Origin of the sequence: Leptospira stimsonii (genome assembly GCF_003545885.1) — a bacterium.
Classification (GTDB): Bacteria; Spirochaetota; Leptospiria; order Leptospirales; family Leptospiraceae; genus Leptospira; species Leptospira stimsonii.
Genome location: NZ_QHCT01000001.1, coordinates 54,754 through 70,448 on the forward strand (window position 1 = coordinate 54,754; position 15,695 = coordinate 70,448).

Annotated in this window: 13 protein-coding genes; 10 read left to right on the top strand and 3 right to left on the bottom strand. The window is 43.3% G+C overall.

Annotated features, from left to right (window positions below; translation table 11 throughout):
- Window positions 1-569: 569 nt before the first annotated feature.
- The 3 genes from DLM75_RS00215 (at window position 570) to DLM75_RS00235 (ending at window position 5,335) form a co-directional block, all read left to right on the top strand.
- Window positions 570-2,885, top strand: coding sequence for a M48 family metallopeptidase (locus DLM75_RS00215; protein ID WP_118966574.1), 2,316 nt, complete (start codon window positions 570-572; stop codon window positions 2,883-2,885).
- 555 nt (window positions 2,886-3,440) lie between these two features.
- Window positions 3,441-4,601 (top strand): LptF/LptG family permease, encoded by a 1,161-nt coding sequence (locus tag DLM75_RS00230; protein ID WP_118966577.1) that lies wholly within the window; start codon window positions 3,441-3,443, stop codon window positions 4,599-4,601.
- Window positions 4,602-4,810: 209 nt separating this feature from the next.
- Window positions 4,811-5,335 (top strand): LIC10415 family protein, encoded by a 525-nt coding sequence (locus DLM75_RS00235; RefSeq protein WP_118966578.1) that lies wholly within the window; start codon window positions 4,811-4,813, stop codon window positions 5,333-5,335.
- 99 nt (window positions 5,336-5,434) lie between these two features.
- On the opposite strand, the gene DLM75_RS00240 is transcribed toward DLM75_RS00235, so the two are convergent.
- A complete protein-coding gene (locus DLM75_RS00240) occupies window positions 5,435-6,616 on the bottom strand; it encodes a multiheme c-type cytochrome (protein WP_158586419.1) in 1,182 nt (393 codons plus the stop codon).
- A 149-nt stretch (window positions 6,617-6,765) separates the two neighbouring features.
- Between DLM75_RS00240 and DLM75_RS00245 the strand changes: the two genes are divergently transcribed.
- Window positions 6,766-8,124 carry an SH3 domain-containing protein gene (locus DLM75_RS00245; RefSeq protein WP_158586420.1) on the top strand — a complete coding sequence of 453 codons (1,359 nt, stop codon included), beginning with the start codon at window positions 6,766-6,768 and terminating at the stop codon, window positions 8,122-8,124.
- A gap of 2 nt (window positions 8,125-8,126) precedes the next feature.
- Here the strand turns inward: DLM75_RS00245 and DLM75_RS00250 are convergent, their stop codons facing one another.
- Both DLM75_RS00250 and DLM75_RS00255 read right to left on the bottom strand, forming a co-directional pair.
- Complete coding sequence (locus tag DLM75_RS00250; protein WP_118966581.1) at window positions 8,127-8,822, bottom strand: O-methyltransferase; 696 nt, start codon at window positions 8,820-8,822, stop codon at window positions 8,127-8,129.
- Window positions 8,819-10,003, bottom strand: coding sequence for an acyl-CoA dehydrogenase family protein (locus tag DLM75_RS00255; protein ID WP_118966582.1), 1,185 nt, complete (start codon window positions 10,001-10,003; stop codon window positions 8,819-8,821). The genes DLM75_RS00250 and DLM75_RS00255 overlap by 4 nt, the downstream gene beginning before the upstream one ends.
- Window positions 10,004-10,083: 80 nt before the next feature.
- On the opposite strand from DLM75_RS00255, the gene DLM75_RS00260 reads away from it, so the two are divergent.
- The 6 genes from DLM75_RS00260 to trpS all read left to right on the top strand — a co-directional run bounded on the left by DLM75_RS00260 (window position 10,084) and on the right by trpS (window position 15,691).
- Window positions 10,084-10,386 carry an LIC10362 family protein gene (locus DLM75_RS00260; RefSeq protein ID WP_118966583.1) on the top strand — a complete coding sequence of 101 codons (303 nt, stop codon included), beginning with the start codon at window positions 10,084-10,086 and terminating at the stop codon, window positions 10,384-10,386.
- An 83-nt stretch (window positions 10,387-10,469) separates the two neighbouring features.
- Complete coding sequence (locus DLM75_RS00265) at window positions 10,470-11,231, top strand: electron transfer flavoprotein subunit beta/FixA family protein (RefSeq protein ID WP_118966584.1); 762 nt, start codon at window positions 10,470-10,472, stop codon at window positions 11,229-11,231.
- Between the two features lie 11 nt (window positions 11,232-11,242).
- Window positions 11,243-12,202: an electron transfer flavoprotein subunit alpha/FixB family protein gene (locus tag DLM75_RS00270; RefSeq protein ID WP_118966585.1), complete on the top strand. Its 960-nt coding sequence runs from the start codon at window positions 11,243-11,245 to the stop codon at window positions 12,200-12,202.
- Between the two features lie 93 nt (window positions 12,203-12,295).
- Window positions 12,296-12,889 (top strand): LolA family protein, encoded by a 594-nt coding sequence (locus DLM75_RS00275; protein ID WP_118966586.1) that lies wholly within the window; start codon window positions 12,296-12,298, stop codon window positions 12,887-12,889.
- Between the two features lie 4 nt (window positions 12,890-12,893).
- On the top strand, window positions 12,894-14,726 hold the full coding sequence (locus DLM75_RS00280) for a hypothetical protein (RefSeq protein ID WP_118966587.1): 1,833 nt from the start codon (window positions 12,894-12,896) through the stop codon (window positions 14,724-14,726).
- Window positions 14,723-15,691, top strand: a complete 969-nt coding sequence (trpS, locus tag DLM75_RS00285; RefSeq protein WP_118966588.1) for a tryptophan--tRNA ligase — start codon at window positions 14,723-14,725, stop codon at window positions 15,689-15,691. Before DLM75_RS00280 ends, trpS begins: the two co-directional genes overlap by 4 nt.
- Window positions 15,692-15,695: the final 4 nt, after the last annotated feature.

The window sequence follows — 15,695 nt, forward strand, 5'->3', positions numbered from 1 at the left end:
AAGATGAATTTTCGGAAAAGGGAAGAATTCTCTCTCTCGACGAAAGTTCCGGGATTTTTTGTAAAACCTCTTATTTCAGCCGAAAGGAGTTCCCGAAAGATAAGAATCCTGATTTGAAAGACTCATCCGTCGGAAAAAAGACAGTCCTCCGTGAAAGCCGCGGTCCCCACCCACATCGGGTGGAGGAGGCGGGTCCGCGGGAAAAATTCGGAAAAATTTCTCTATCCTAAAAAAGGATTTTCCGCAAGAAGAATTCTCTTCGAGATTTTGTGTAGGAACTCCCACGAAGTTACAAAAATCAGAACGATCTTTGATTCGAAAAAATAAAACCGAAAAAGGAACCGTTCCTCAATTTCTGTCTCGAAAAAACCCGGATCCGGAACGATCTTTCCCTCCTCCCTTGTCGGAGTTCCGACAAAGAATTTTTTTCGAAAAGAAGATGACAAATTTTAAAAAAATACATTCCCAAAATTTTCTTTCGAATTATTTGTCCCGATATTTCTCCATATCGACTATACTATGTAAAAACAAAGGTTCGAAAAATTGGGAATCAAAAAGGACGTTCTTTTATGGAAATAAATTCTCCAATCAATACGCTTCCCTCCGAAGTTTCAGGGTGGAATCAAGCTCACAAACGAAATCTTTGGTTGACCGTTATAGGACTTGTTCTTTTTGTTCTCGTCTATCTTGCGTTAAGCGGATGGTTCGCCTGGGCTTCGTATTCTTTTATTCATCATGGGCTCGCGGGAAACGGTTTGGAATTGTATTCTTGGATCGCGGGCATCGGCTCCGGCTTGATCTCCTTATTTATGATCAAAGCCTTATTCTTCGTAAAAAAAGGGAATATGGGAGACGAATACGAAATCACGGAAAAAGACCAACCGCACCTCTTTCAATTCCTCCATCAATTAGCGGACGAGACGGGAGCTCCGAGACCACACCGAGTCTTTCTTTCTCCGCAAGTGAACGCATGCGTCTTTTACGATTTATCGATGCTCAATTTTTTCTTTCCATCTAAGAAGAATCTTGAGATCGGACTCGCACTCGTAAACGTTCTGAGCATCAGCGAATTGAAAGCGGTTTTAGCGCACGAGTTCGGACACTTCGCGCAAAAGAGTATGGCCGTAGGAAACTGGGTTTATATCGCGCAACAAATCGCCGCACACTTGATTGCAAGAAGAGATGCGTTAGACGATTTCTTACGCTCCGTTTCTCGTTTTGATATTCGAGTCGCATGGATCGGTTGGATTCTACGTCTTGTGATCTGGTCTCTCCGATCTGCGATGGAATCTTTTTTCAACTTAGTCGTTCTCGCACAAAGAGCGCTCTCCAGAGAGATGGAATTTCAAGCCGATTTGGTTGCGGTTTCCGTGACCGGAAGCGACGCCCTGATTCACGCATTACATAAATTGCAAGCGGCGGATGAAGCCTGGGAAACGACGCAAGGTTTTATCATCGATCATATAAGAATGGGAAAAGGCGCGAAGGATATCTTTCCGATTCATTCCAAAATCATTGATCAATCTAGAAAGATCTGGAACAACCCGCATTATGGAAAAGTTCCCGAGTTGCCTTCCGAAAATCCGGAGAAACACCGGATTTTTACCTCTGAGATCGCGCAACCCCCGCGGATGTGGGCGACTCACCCTTACAATCATGAAAGAGAAGCGAACGCAAAAAAAAGATATGTTCCGAAATCTCTGGATGACCGGAGCGGATGGTTGATCTTCGACGACGCGGATTCTTTAAGAGAAAAATTTACGGAACGGATTCTTTCCAATTTCAAAACGGATTTCAATCACGATCCCGAAATTCTAACAAGCGTGGATGAATATTATAAAAAAGAATATCTCAACAGCGATTACAAAGGAGCGTATCTCGGAAGATCGTTCGTCCGTTATGCGTCTTCTCCGAAAGAATTCTACTCTTATCAAGTGAGTTCCTTGAAAGAAGAACTCGAAAATCTTTATCCGCAGAGTTTATCCGAACAACTCGAAAAACTTCGCTCCCTTGAAAAAGAAAAAAACTTATTGATCGGCGTAAAAGAGGGTTTTTACACACCTTCGGACGGAGTCATTCGATTTCGAGGAGAAGAATTGAAAAAGAGGGAACTTCCCGCGGCAATCAAAAGCCTGGAAGAAGAATGTAAAAAAATCCAAACTCTTCTCTTCGAACAGGATAAGAGATGCCGTTCGGTTCACAAGAAGGCGGCCGAAAAAGTGGGAATGGGTTGGCCAGAATATCTAAGCGGCCTTTTGGAAATACTTCACTACGCCGATCATTCCATGGCTAATTTAGAGGACAGCAAAGCGCTGTTGAATAACGTTTATACCGTTGTCACTGCTGATCGTCACGTAAGCCACTCAGAGTTAATTCGTCTCGTCGTAGCAGGGAATCAGGTTTTCGATGCACTTGAGGAAATCCACAAACATAAGGAAAATATAATATTAGACGCAGGACTTCTGAAAGATTTAGAACTGAAAGATTGGTCCTCTGCCTTTAGTAAATTCGAATTCACTCGAGCTACCGAAGACAACATGCAGAAATGGCTCGAGGTCGTTGACTCTTGGATCGACGAGGCATTGAGTGCTCTTTCCGCGCTCAAACACGCAAGCCTGGAAAGGTTATTGATCGCAGAATCGAAAGTAGCCGAAAAAATTCGCAATGGCCGATTCAAATTGGAGCATGCGCCGGAACCTTCGAAGGCGGTAACTGAATATTCTACCTTAACGCCCGGAAAAGAGCGGGAATTGCAAAAACGTTTGGATCTCTGGGATCGATTTCAAACCGCGGACGGACTTGTTCCTGGACTTTTGCGTTTTGCCGTCGCAACCGGAATTTTGAGTGCCGCTTTGTATTTCACAAGTTTTGCCGTTCTTCGTTAGAATCGAAAAAAGGATTTGGAGAATTCGGATTCCACTTTCTCGGCTTCGGCCTTTGCAAAGGGATAAAATTCCGAAGAAAAAGATTTCTCAATCCCGTTTCAGTTGGATCTTTTCCGGAAAAAAGTTTCACGGAAAAGAATCGAGGCCCTCGACCGATAACGCGTCCTTGCAATCTGGAAAAACGATTTGGAATCAGTCGAGGCAACCCAGATCGGGATTTTCTAGGAGTTCCTACGTTTCCGACTTTTTCTTGCAAAATATTGATTTTCTGATAGAGCAAAGTTTCCCGAAGTTTTCCGCCCCCCTCCCCTCCACCCTAAATTTGGGTGGGGCTTTCGTTTTACGAAAATTCGTCGTTCTTACGACAGGATCTTTTAAAGAGTGAGCTCACAATTGCGGTAAGCTTTGCGGAATCCAAAAGAGAAAGGGATCGTAAAATCCCGATCAAAAACGGAAGTCAAGATTCGAAAACCCCTCGTTTTTTCGATCCTCTTGTGATTGTCATTTCTCCGAGTTTCGTAAGAATGGTTCGAAGTTCCGAAAAATCACAGAGATATGTCCGCATTCCCGCTCAAACTCGATCCGATCAAATCCTTCTTTCAATATTGGAAGAAAGAATTTTTTCCTCTCAAAATCTTAGATAAGTATTTGTTCGGAGAATTCTTCAAAATTTTTATCGGAACCGTGATTCTTCTTACAGGGATCATGTTGCTTTCGCTCGTAAACGACAACATGAGAAACTTTACGACGACAAAAGCTCCCCGCTATCACGTCGCACTCTTCCTCGTTTATAGTCTTCCTAAAATCATCTCAACTACCGTAGTATCGATGTCTCTGATGTTCTCGATTTGTTTTACGGTGGGTCAGTTTTCGGTGAACAAAGAGCTGGTTTCCATGATGGCCGCGGGAGTTTCGTTTTTTAGAATCGTAGCTCCCTTGATTCTTTTTGGAATTCTCATGTGGATCATCATGCTTTTGGGAACGGAGTTTATCGTAAGACCGGTAAACAAACTCGCAAAGATAGAACACGATACTCTTACCGAAGGCATGGGAACGTTAGCCAACAGCGTCTATCAATTTCATGTAAAGGGAAAGGAAGGATTCTACTATTTGTATTTCTATGATCCGGATAAGGACGAGATCAACGGAGGATTCAATTATATTCGGCTTCGTCCGGACGGATCTCCGGAAACCGTTATCTCTTCCTTAAAAGCAAAATACAATTACGAGACAAGAATCTGGAAAATGAAACGTGTGGAAGAATGGCACTTTGACAGCGATCTCAATCTTTCTTCCCAGGAATCCTTTGAAGAGAAAGAATACGAACTACCGGAAGACCCGACCTATTTCAAGGTTCCCGCGGGCTCCGTGGAAGAGATGAATTTGATCCAGTTGGGTGAAGAACAAAAAAGAAGAATTCAGAAAGGACTTCCTTATGGAGACGTTCTTACCGAAAAACATTCCGTCTTTGCACTTCCAATGATGACGATTATCGTAACGTTGATCGGAACGATCGCAGGTTATTTTACGAAAAAAACGGCAGGGGTCGCGTCTTTAGGAATTACGATCGGAGTTGTATTGATCTATTATATCTTCAATTCCGCGGGAAAATCGTTGGGCGAAAACGGCGTCATCCCCGCGTTCTTAGGTGTTTGGATCACACCGGGAATGTTTTTGGGTTTATGTTTCTGGATGTTTCGTCGCATGAATCTTTGAAATCTTAAGTCAATTTATATTTTTTTTTACAAATTCCGAAAAAAAATTCATTTATTTCCCGAGTACCGTCCGATATCTAGTATAGATTGTCTACAGAATTAAAATCTTTGATGCGACATAGAGCACTTAAGGAAAGAAGTCCCTTCTAAAGTTCACAACCTCAAGTTGGTGTTCTTTCCGGATTTATCATTCTGAAGGGAGGAAAGAACATGGAAGTTCCACTCACAAATCTGATCAGCTCCGCGGAAAAATTGATCCGCGACAAACGGTCTTCCGTTGGTGGGAGAACCGCGTCCGCACAGGAAGGACAAGGAAGTCTGGACAAAACAGAATTTTCATCGGGACTCACTTCCCGATACCTGAAAATCCAGGAAACCCTTTCTAGCCTACAAGGAGAATTCTCGAAAGAACAGATGAAGCTCGGAATTTTGAATGAAGGGAGCACGCCGAACAGCGAACTCATCAACATTCTTTTCGGAGAAACGCCTCTGTTCAGAGAATTGTCCGAAAATCCGGACATGGATCAAGCCGTTCTAAAAGAGCAGATTCAGGATAAAAAGAATAAACTAACGGATTCGATCCGAAACTTGGAAGTAGAATCGGAGAATATCTTTTCAGTAGGAATGTTGAAAGGCCAGGAGAATTTCTCCAAATCCTTGGAAGCCATTACCGGAAAAGGCGTTCAGATGAAACAACTTTCCGAAAAAACCATAGAACGATTGATTAAAGAATAAGAATCGGGGAATTTTGTAGAGTTAAATTCCCCTTTCTTTTTTTTCTCTCCTCAAATTACGACCTGCTCGGATCGAATATTAGAATTTCTGCATCCACTTTTAACCCGTATCTTTTTCAGTGAAATTCTCCCGTCCCCGAATACGAATCGTTTCACTCGAAATTTTCTTCAATGTTTCCTTTCGTTTTAAATGGGAAAAAATCTTCTCGGTATCGTTTAGGTAATCGATCCACAATTCCAGCTTGAGCTTTTTGGGACGATCGGAAGCTTCGAAAAAGAATTCTTTTTGAGCCGAGTTTCTATTTCCGGACGGAGCTGGGATCCTTGTATCGGATTCTAAAATCCGGGGTTCGTTAGATTTCTCCTTTTCTTCCTTGGTTGCATTTCGATATAACTTTCGAAGTATAAACTCTTCCCGAAACTTTCCGGATTCCGAATATACTTTCAACCGTAGTGCGCGAAAGAGATCGCCGGTGGGATACGAATGACCGATCCCGAGCGATATGATTCGAACCTCTATCGTTCTTGGACCGACGTATTCGGCTTCCAGCTCAAGACTCTTTTTCAATTCGGAGATGGAATGCCCTCCACGGAAGGAATGTGTATTGTTAGTCGAGGGCGCAAGATGACAATCGATACAATTCGATTCGTTCGCAAATCCGGAATGACGCCATTCGTTTACCGTATCCTGCATATTCAAGTTGGAATATTCAAAAGGAGAAATATGATCTTTCAACGAGAGCCAAGTCGGAAAGTTGAACTGATGACAGGACGCACAAAGTTCTTCGGTTCCAAAGGATTCGATTAGGATATACTCGTGATATTTTTTTCGAGACGGGTTCGGGTCTTTACTTGAAAGAATCTTTCCCTGCCGAACATGACAAACGTTGCAGGATATTCCTTCTTCCGGTTTAAACGGAGTTTGATCCAAACTGGATCGTAAGGGAGAATGACAATTTTCACACCATTGCATGGGTTCTTGAGAAAAACTGCTTCTGTAAATCTCGTTCGTATGAGCTACTTTATGACGAGAACGATTCCAATTTCCGTAAACGACCTTGTGACACGGTTTGCAATCCGCCGCAGAATCCAACAATCTTCCGGAATCTTTATCTCGAATCGTGTCCGACTCAGGATGAAAGGAAACGGGTCGGATCCCGTTTTCAAATCTTAAAAATTCAAAAAGTCTAATGCTTTTTTTTCCTGATTCTGAACCGAGGAAGGTGACCAAAAAACAACCGGTCGTCAAAAACAAGAATATAAAACGTGGATTGAATTTCATGGAACCGGATCCCGAGAATTTAATTCTCCGAATGAGAAAATACATTTTAGGTTGACCCATTTTACGGCAAACATCATTTTTATAAAATCAACTTTCGGATCCGATAAGATATGCACAAAAATAAATTCTCTTCTTTAATTCGTTTATCAATGAATATAGCTTTTTTACTTTTTCTATATTCCTGTGCCAGCGTGCCGATCGGTTTCGGAGTCGTTCTTCAAAAGGATATTAAAGTATATTCTAAACCTACCTTAAAAAGTGAAATCGCGTTCTCCTTGGACCAGTCATATCCGTATGACGTTCTTGCCGCGGATCTTCCGGACAAGGATTCGGTCAGCAAACTCCTTTGGTTTAAAATTCGTCAAAAGGACAAAGTCGGATTTATCTCCAAAGAAGAGGAAATTCTCAAAAACAACGTTTTAAACTTTCTTCCCGTAACCGGAGATAAATTCGGTTTAGTGACTGCGACTCAATTATTATTGAGAGAAACGCCAAGCACAGGGGGAAAAATTTTGGGAAGATTGGCGACGAGAAACATCGTCGAACTCATCGAGGAACATTCAAAAAAGCTAAACATCGACGGGATGCAAGGCACTTGGGCAAAAATCAAAACAAAAGACGGCAAGACCGGATTTGTATTTACCGCTTATCTAATGAGGGGAATCAGCCCGGAAGTTTTAGCGAAAACGGAGACGATCGAATTGAGTCAGACGGGATGGGCTTTGCTTACAAAAACCCCGTCAAAAGTATTCAATTATACGAATGGAAAATTGATACCTAACTCCGAGGTTCCATATGAATTTACCAAAGGTGCAGAACTCTACTTCACTCAGAAACTCATAACTCCTCAAGGGAAAGTTTACTTTTACATTTTAGGCGAAAAAAGGCCCGATTACGAATCCGACGAAGAGGAACAAAGTAGAATTGTTTATTCAGGTTATCTGCCGGCCGACAACCTAAAAAACTATCTTTCCTATTCTAAATTGTATTTCGACAACTCACCAAATTCAAACAGGGCGCTTTTGGAAACAATCGACAAGGCATTCGACGGTGAGACCGATTTGAGTACGGTAATGGAAACGGAACATTCCTTTGGAAAAAAGAAGGTGTATCATGTGGAAGTTCAGTCGAAGAGCAGGTATGTCAATGATGACTTTCCGTATAAAAGAAATCTGCTGATCCTCAAAGAAGGAAAATCATACACGAATCTGCAAATCGGGATCGGTGATATTCAGTTTGAGGATTTGGACGGAGACGGAATCGACGAAGTAATGGTTACCGAAACTTCAGGGAGATCCGGAGATATCAGCCAAGTTTTATACAGATTCAACGGATCAGGCTTCGATTCTTTACTTACTTTTTCCGGATTCAACGGAGAATGTGGACATATCACGTACAGCAGTTCAAGCATTTCTTTAAACTCAAAAGACTGTTCCAAAGAAGCAAAAGAGAAAATTAAAACGTTTGAATATGTTTTGAAAAATGGAAAACTCGTTCCAGTTCGATAGATCTACTTCTTTCGCACCAACGAAACCCCGTCTGCGATCGGGACCATACTGATATCGACATTCGGGTCCTTGTGCACGAGTTCGTTAAACTTCCGAATCCCGACCGTGGAAGGTTCTTGGTGAGAATCGTCGGCGACACTTCCGTCCCAAAGAACGTTATCCGCAATCAACAATCCGCCGGGTTTGAGTAATTTCAAAATCAGGGAATAATAGTTCGGATAATTCTCTTTGTCCGCGTCGAGAAAAACTAAGTCGATTGAAGACGGTCCGACATCGAATCCAGGCGCCCACTCCGGCGATGTCCGAGATTCCAAAAGAACTTGCAAAGTTTCTAATGCGGATCCGATCTTCAAAGAAATCTTCTGCTCCAATCCGGTTTCTTTCCAAAATTTCTTTGCAATCTTTGTCCATTCTTCGCTGATATCGCAACAAAGAAGTTTTCCGTCCTCCGGCAACGCGGAAGCAAAACAAAGGGAAGAATAACCGGTGAAGGTTCCAATTTCTATGATTCTTTTGGCGCCGCTGATTTTGGTAAGAATGTTTAAGAACTGCCCTTCTTCCGGGCTGATTTGCATGTTTGCCTGAGCCAACCTTGCCGTTTCTTCTCTGAGTTTTTGAAAGGAGGAAGATTCTCGAACGGAAAACCGGAAGATATACTCTTCCAGTTTTTCGGTCAGTTGAATGTTCTTTCGACTCAAGGAGTACCCTCGTAGATTTTTTTCAAATCGGCAACGATATTCTTCTGCATCGCTTCGTTTGTTCCACCGCCGATGGAAAGAAGTATGGAATCTCTATGAAGTCTCTCGACCGGATATTCTCTGCAATACCCGTATCCTCCAAGCGCTTGAATCGCGTTCCGAGACACTCGTTCTGCCATCTGCGTCGCGACTAATTTTGCGGACGCGGCTCCCAAAGAATTTCTGTTCTCCGGATGAATTTGAGAAGCTACGTTGTAAACAAGAGCGCGAGCCGCTTGAAAGTCAGCGTAAGATTCCGCTAATAGTCTTTGAATCTGTCCGAACTCGGCGAGTTTTTTTCCGAAAGCCTCTCTATGGCGAATCGTGTAATCGGCCATGATGTCCACGCAACGTTTCGCGATTCCTAAAGACTGAGCCGCAAGAGTGATTCTTTCGATCTCGAGATTTCGCATCATGTGAACGAGAGCGCCGTCTTCCTGACCGACCAAATTCTCCGCAGGAACTTCACAATCTTCGAATATAAGCTGAGTCGTCGGAGAGGAACGCATTCCCATCTTCTCTTCTTTTTTTCCCACGCTGAATCCGGGATAAGAACTCTCTACGATAAACGAAGTCATCTTCTTCGAATTCTTATCCAACTTTGCATAAATCAGAAATACGCTTCCCGTACTTCCGTTTGTAATGTATTGTTTGGAACCGTTTAATACGTATTTGTCGCCTTTTTTGGTCGCGATCGTTCTGAGTCCGAGTACATCCGTTCCGGCTCCGGGTTCGGTCATCCCCATTCCGCCGATCCATTCTCCCGAAATCACTTTCGAAAGATATTTCGCCCTTTGCGCGGGGTTGGAACTGTGATAGAAATTATTCACGAACAAAACTTCGTGAGCGAGATACGAAAGCATAAAACCCGGATCATAAGCTGACATTTCTTCGTGAATGATGACCGCGGCGACAGCGTCCATTCCCATTCCTCCGTCTTCTTCCGGAACGGTGACTCCGAAGAGTCCGAGTTCGGAACCGATTCTCCGAAAGAGAGGAAGATTGAAGGTTTCATGCTCGTCGTTTTCCTTCGCCTGAAGGTCCATATTCTCCCTTGCGAATTTGGCGACGTTTTCCCGAAGCGCTAAGTGGTTCTCGGTCGGATTGAATAAATCATTGGGCTTTTCTAGTAATGCTCTCATGTGTTCCTCTTCTCTAATATCCTTCTTCCCTGCGACTAAAACAGCTCGACAGAGAATCTTTCTTTTCCAAAAACTATCTTATGATCTACGCTCTCATTTTGACAATCCTTTGTGGACTTTTTTTCTTCCTATCTTACAAGGAACAAGGATCTCCGAAAAGCCTTTCTTCCTTAAGAATCGGGTTTCAAAAAGCCCTCAATTCTCCCTTTCAAAAGAATTCTCTCTTCCTACTTCTGTCTCTTTGCGCTTGGATGTTTCTCCCGCTTTTTTGGGGACTTGCTTTTTTCTTAAAGACGGATGCGAATGTTCTGATCGTAATCGGATTTATGGTCTGGACGTATTACTGGTTTAAATATCTATTCTCAACCGATGAGATCGCTTAGACTTGCTTAAAAAAGTGGTTTGCACTACATAGACACAAGATTTTTGTGTTAACAGCACTAATTTTTTTTGGAGTACCCATTTAATGAAAATCATCGTATTAGTGAAACAGGTACCTGACACCGAAACCAGTATTAAAGTAGGGGATAAATCCATCAACGAAGCCGGAATCAAGTGGATTATTTCTCCCTATGATGAATTTGCTATCGAGGAAGGAATCAGACTGCGTGAAAAACACGGTGGCGAAGTAATCGCTGTTTCCCTTGGACCAGACAGAGTTGTAGAAGCTCTTAGAACCGCTTACGCTATGGGCGCAGATCGCGCGGTTCACGTCAAAGTCGACAACTACGTTCCTTTTGATACGAACAACACTGCAGAGCTGATCGCCAATTTCGCGAAAGCCGAAAACGCAGACGTAATCATCGGAGGAAGACAGTCCATCGATACTGATTCTTCTCAAGTTGTCGTTCAAGTTGCGGAACTTCTTGGAATTCCTCACGTCGCATTTGCGGTGAGCCTTGAAATCAACGGAACCGCAGTGAAAGCAACGAAAGAAGTAGAAGGTGGAACACAAACCATCGAAACTTCCACTCCCGTAGCTCTTACAGCGCAAAAAGGACTCAACGAACCTCGTTATCCTTCTCTCAAAGGAATCATGACTGCTAAGAAAAAGCCTGTGGAAACAAAATCCGCCGCTGATCTTGGTAACCCCGCAAGCAAAATCGAAGTTGTCGGACTCGAACCTCCTCCACCGCGTATTCCTGGAAGAAAACTGGAAGCGGCAGACGCAAACGCGTTCGCATCTCAACTCGTAAAAGCTCTCAGAGAAGAAGCTAAGGTTATTTAAGGAGAACACCCGTGAGCAACGTATTAATTGTTGGCGAATTGAAAGACGGAGAACTTAAAAAAATCTCCAGAGAAATCACTTCAGCAGGAAGAAAGATCGCTGATTCCATCGGCGGTAAAGTAGTAGCTCTTCTCATCGGAAGCGGAGTTGAAAAACACGCTCCTGAATTAGCGGCTGTTGGAGCTGATTCGATCATCACCGTAAACTCAGGCGAATACAACGCTGAAACGTATTCCAATCTGGTTGCGGAAGTAATCAAGGCACAAAACCCTGCGGTGGTTCTTCTTCCACACACTTCACAAGGAAAAGATTATTCTCCTCGTGTTGCCGTAAAAGTAGGAGCGGGAATCGTTGCGGACGTTGTTGGATTCTCCGTTGACGGTGGAAAGGTCGTGGCAAAAAAACCGATCTACTCCGGAAAAGCCTACGCAAATTTTAAAGTAACAAGCCCGGTCCAAATCTTTACCGTTCGTCCAAACTCTCAAGAGATCACTCAAAAAGCGGGTGCTGGAGCTGTAGAAGCGGCTTCTCCAGCGGCTGGTGATGCGAAGGTAAAAATCGTTTCTACCGATCTAAGCGGCGGTTCTAAGGTTCAGTTGACTGAGGCTTCGATCATCGTTTCCGGTGGTCGTGGTATCAAAGGACCGGAAAACTGGCCGATTCTTCAAGAACTTGCGGACACTCTCGGAGCGGCTCTCGGAGCTTCTCGCGCGGCGGTGGATGCTGGTTGGATTTCTCACTCTCACCAAGTTGGACAAACCGGGAAAACCGTTTCTCCAAATTGCTATATCGCATGTGGTATTTCCGGAGCGATTCAGCACTTAGCGGGAATGGGTTCTTCTAAGTATATCGTAGCAATCAACAAAGACGGAGACGCTCCGATCTTTAAAGTTGCGACTTACGGAATCGTGGGAGACCTTTTTGAAGTAGTTCCTGCGGTTACTGCAGAGTTCAAAAAAGTACTTGGATAATCAACCTGCGAAACGAACCCGTAGGGAGTTGAGCATGGGTTTTTATTCAAAAAAAGTACTTGGATAATCAACCTTCGCGCATAGTTTGAAACTATGGCATTTTTGAAAATCAGGAGACTACTCCCGGGTGCCGCAGGACTGATCCTAGTCTGCGGCATTTCTGTTTCAGGGGATCCTGGACGCGACAGACTCAACGCACTCTTAGGAAGAATGGGAGAAATTTCCAGTCTTCGAGCCAGCGTAACCATCAATAACGAAATTTCCGGAACACTTTCCTTTAAGAAACCGAACTATTTACACGTCAAATTCTCAGACGGCAGAGTTGTATCTTCCAACGGAAGATTTCTTTGGTTCTATTCTCCAGCAAGAGCGATCGTAGGCAAACAAGATCTCCGCGGAAGCACGGGCGGCGTCTTTGGATTGTTAAGCGGTTACGAAGAAGTGACCCAAGTTGGAGGATCGATCCGACTCAAATCGCCGACAAAAACATACGAAGAAATTGTTGTAACAATGAATCCGGATAACACACCGAAATCGTTAAGAATGAAACACAGAGGATCCGGCGAATATACTTCGATCAGCTTTTCCGGTGTGCAGACTAACGTAGGTTTATCCGCTTCTCTTTTTAACTTCAGCGCTCCTTCCAGTGCGCAGATCGTTGAAAACCCGTTAAACGAAAAGGAATAGTCTTTTGTCTCTAAACTCAAGGACCGACGCCCATAAGATATTTGCGGATCTCTATCGTAAACAGAGAAGTCCCGAACATCAGGAGCAGATCGACGAAGTCATACAAAAGTCGAACGATATCTTTATCCGAATCGACTTGATGAAAAAGGTCGACGAAGACTTTGAGAAAAAGAAACAAGAGGAAAATAAAAAGGCGGACGAAGAGGACAAGTCGAAAAGATCTTCGGAAAAAACCTCCACCTCCGTAAGAACGTCCCCGAAACAGAGCCAACAAAAAAAGAACGACCCTGCGGCCTCAGCCGCCGGAATCGGCTTTCTCGCAAACCTCTTCGGAGGAAATGCCGCAATCAATAAATTCGCTAAGGATACCGGAACGATCGACGTCGGTTTTCTCGGTAGAAAACTGCAAATCGCTCCCGGAGTTCAGAATCTTTTTAAATTCCTAAAAGAAGATCAGATCATCGCCACAATCCAAGCGCTTCGCTTTTGTGAACAACAAGGCTGGAGATACTGGAAACCCCTCGTTTACAACGTAGTATTAAATTTTAATAAACTACTGAACAGTATCATCTCTTTGGACAGTTTGTTCATCGATCAGATTTCGCCGGAAATTTTCCTCAATCGCGCCACTAAATTAGAACTTTATTATGCACGCCATCTCAGCCGGGAAGATTCGAAAGATATCATTATGACCCAGGTTCCTGAGCTCATTCGGAAAGACGAAAAATTAGTGCCTCGAATGCCGCAGATCATGGCCGGCCTAACCTACGGTCTGAATCTCGAAAACGGAAGACCGAGAATGACGGACGCAATCCGCGCGTTCCATATCGTGGCCACAAAAAGAATGATCTCTTGGGAAGAAATCGTTCAACAACTCAACGTTCCTCCGATCAACGAGACGAAATTCCAAGGTTCTTCCGACATTATCAAAGAGGTGGAAACGACTCTGATCCGATTGGCGGATGATATTCAATCCCGACTCAATCGCAAAGAAGAGCTCCAGAATTTGAGAGAACGATATTTTAAAATCGACGATAAGGGAAGAATGAATTTCGACTTCCTGAATCAGATTGTCGACGATTACTTCGAAAATCACGTTCCTGAAAATATGCAATCGGCTTCGATAAAATCTGCATTTAAGGGAACTCCCCACAAGTTGATGTATCTTCTTCTTCGCGACTTTCAGGCTTCCTACGCTCCGATCTTGGAAGGAACCGTTAAAATCGGAAGTAAGAATCAAAGCCGGGATGTTATCATCATGCTTCCCGGACTTTTCAAGAGTGATATAGAACAAATCAACAACCTTCTCCGACTTTTGGATGCGTTTAACAAAAAGTATCCGAGTTTCCAGTATAGTTTTGCGACTTACAACGAACATACGACCTCCAGTGCGGGTGTCGAAGATCAGATCACTCAGAATCTTTTGAAACTACTCGGAGACGCGGCCGGGTTTATGGGAAAGTTCGCGGAAAAACTCAATATCCTCGTAGAAAACCATCTCTTAGCAAGACAATACGAAACGGCAGGAAAGTTAAACGATCGTGTCTTGGTTTCCAAAGAAAAGGTGATCGAGGAAATTAAGATCCTTCATAGATTTATTCCCTTTTACGATTCTACGGTAGTCTCGGGAAACCGACTGAACGGAAAAACTTTGGAGTTTGTCTTTTTGGAAATGTCAAAACTACTCTATAATTATTCCGTAATATACAAAGACAAGGCCACGATTACGAAATTGACCTTACATAAAAAAATCGAAACGGAACTATCAGCTCTGATGAAAGAATACGAAAGACTCGCCGGAAAAGAATACGAAACGACAAGAATGGAGGAAGTATGAGGATTCTTACAGGAGTCCAACCCTCCGGAAAACTTCATTTAGGAAATTTTTTCTCTGTCATCCGTAAACTCAAAGAATACCAAGATTCCAAAGACCTTTATTGTTTCGTTGCAGACCTACATTCCTTAACCACATTCTCATCGAAAGAAAAACAAAAAGAAAACACTTACAATGCTGTTTGTGATTTTCTCGCACTTGGAATCGATCCGGAAAAATGCACGTTCTGGCTCCAATCTTCGGTTCCGGAAGTCAACGAATTGACTTGGTATTTAAGTCATTTTATTTCCGTAAATCAGCTGGAGTTGGCACATTCTTATAAGGATAAGGTGGCCAAAGGGTTTCATCCGAGAGGTGGGCTTTTCTTTTATCCCGTTCTGATGGCGGCCGATATCCTCGGTTTCGACGGAGATCGTGTTCCAGTGGGAAAGGATCAAAAACAACACTTAGAATTCGCGAGAGATATCGCGGCCTGCTTTAACAGAGAAGTGGGACATGTTTTTAAGATCCCCGAACCTGAGATCGACGAAGCGACAGCCCTCGTGCCGGGAACCGATGGACAAAAAATGTCTAAGTCGTACGGAAACACGATCAACTTTTTCGATTCAGAAAAAGAGCTTAAGAAATCTATAATGTCCATTATGACCGACTCCGCCGGAGTCGACGAAACGAAAGATCCGGACAAAAGTCATATCTATGCGATCCATTCTTTATTTTTAAATGAAAAAGATAAACAAGTCCTAAGAGAAAAATTCCTTACGCCGGGAACCGGCTACGGAGATCTCAAAAAACAACTTCTTCAGGACACGTTAGACTACTTTGCCCCTTTTAGGAAGGAAAGAGAAAGAATCGGAGCAGACTCAAGTTTTGTCGAAAGCGCCCTCAAAAAAGGGAAGGAAAAGGCCCAAAAAACCATCACCGGAGTTTTGGATCGGGTTCGCAAAGAACTGGGAATGTATCGTTTTTAATCTT

Bases quoted from the DNA above. Each gene is read 5' to 3' on its own strand.
- DLM75_RS00265 (WP_118966584.1), top strand. From the start codon at position 10,470: ATGAAAATCATCGTATTAGTGAAACAGGTACCTGACACCGAAACCAGT.
- DLM75_RS00245 (WP_158586420.1), top strand. From the start codon at position 6,766: ATGAATATAGCTTTTTTACTTTTTCTATATTCCTGTGCCAGCGTGCCG.
- DLM75_RS00240 (WP_158586419.1), bottom strand. From the start codon at position 6,616: ATGAAATTCAATCCACGTTTTATATTCTTGTTTTTGACGACCGGTTGT.
- DLM75_RS00230 (WP_118966577.1), top strand. From the start codon at position 3,441: ATGTCCGCATTCCCGCTCAAACTCGATCCGATCAAATCCTTCTTTCAA.
- DLM75_RS00275 (WP_118966586.1), top strand. From the start codon at position 12,296: ATGGCATTTTTGAAAATCAGGAGACTACTCCCGGGTGCCGCAGGACTG.
- DLM75_RS00235 (WP_118966578.1), top strand. From the start codon at position 4,811: ATGGAAGTTCCACTCACAAATCTGATCAGCTCCGCGGAAAAATTGATC.
- DLM75_RS00260 (WP_118966583.1), top strand. From the start codon at position 10,084: ATGATCTACGCTCTCATTTTGACAATCCTTTGTGGACTTTTTTTCTTC.
- trpS (WP_118966588.1), top strand. From the start codon at position 14,723: ATGAGGATTCTTACAGGAGTCCAACCCTCCGGAAAACTTCATTTAGGA.
- DLM75_RS00255 (WP_118966582.1), bottom strand. From the start codon at position 10,003: ATGAGAGCATTACTAGAAAAGCCCAATGATTTATTCAATCCGACCGAG.
- DLM75_RS00215 (WP_118966574.1), top strand. From the start codon at position 570: ATGGAAATAAATTCTCCAATCAATACGCTTCCCTCCGAAGTTTCAGGG.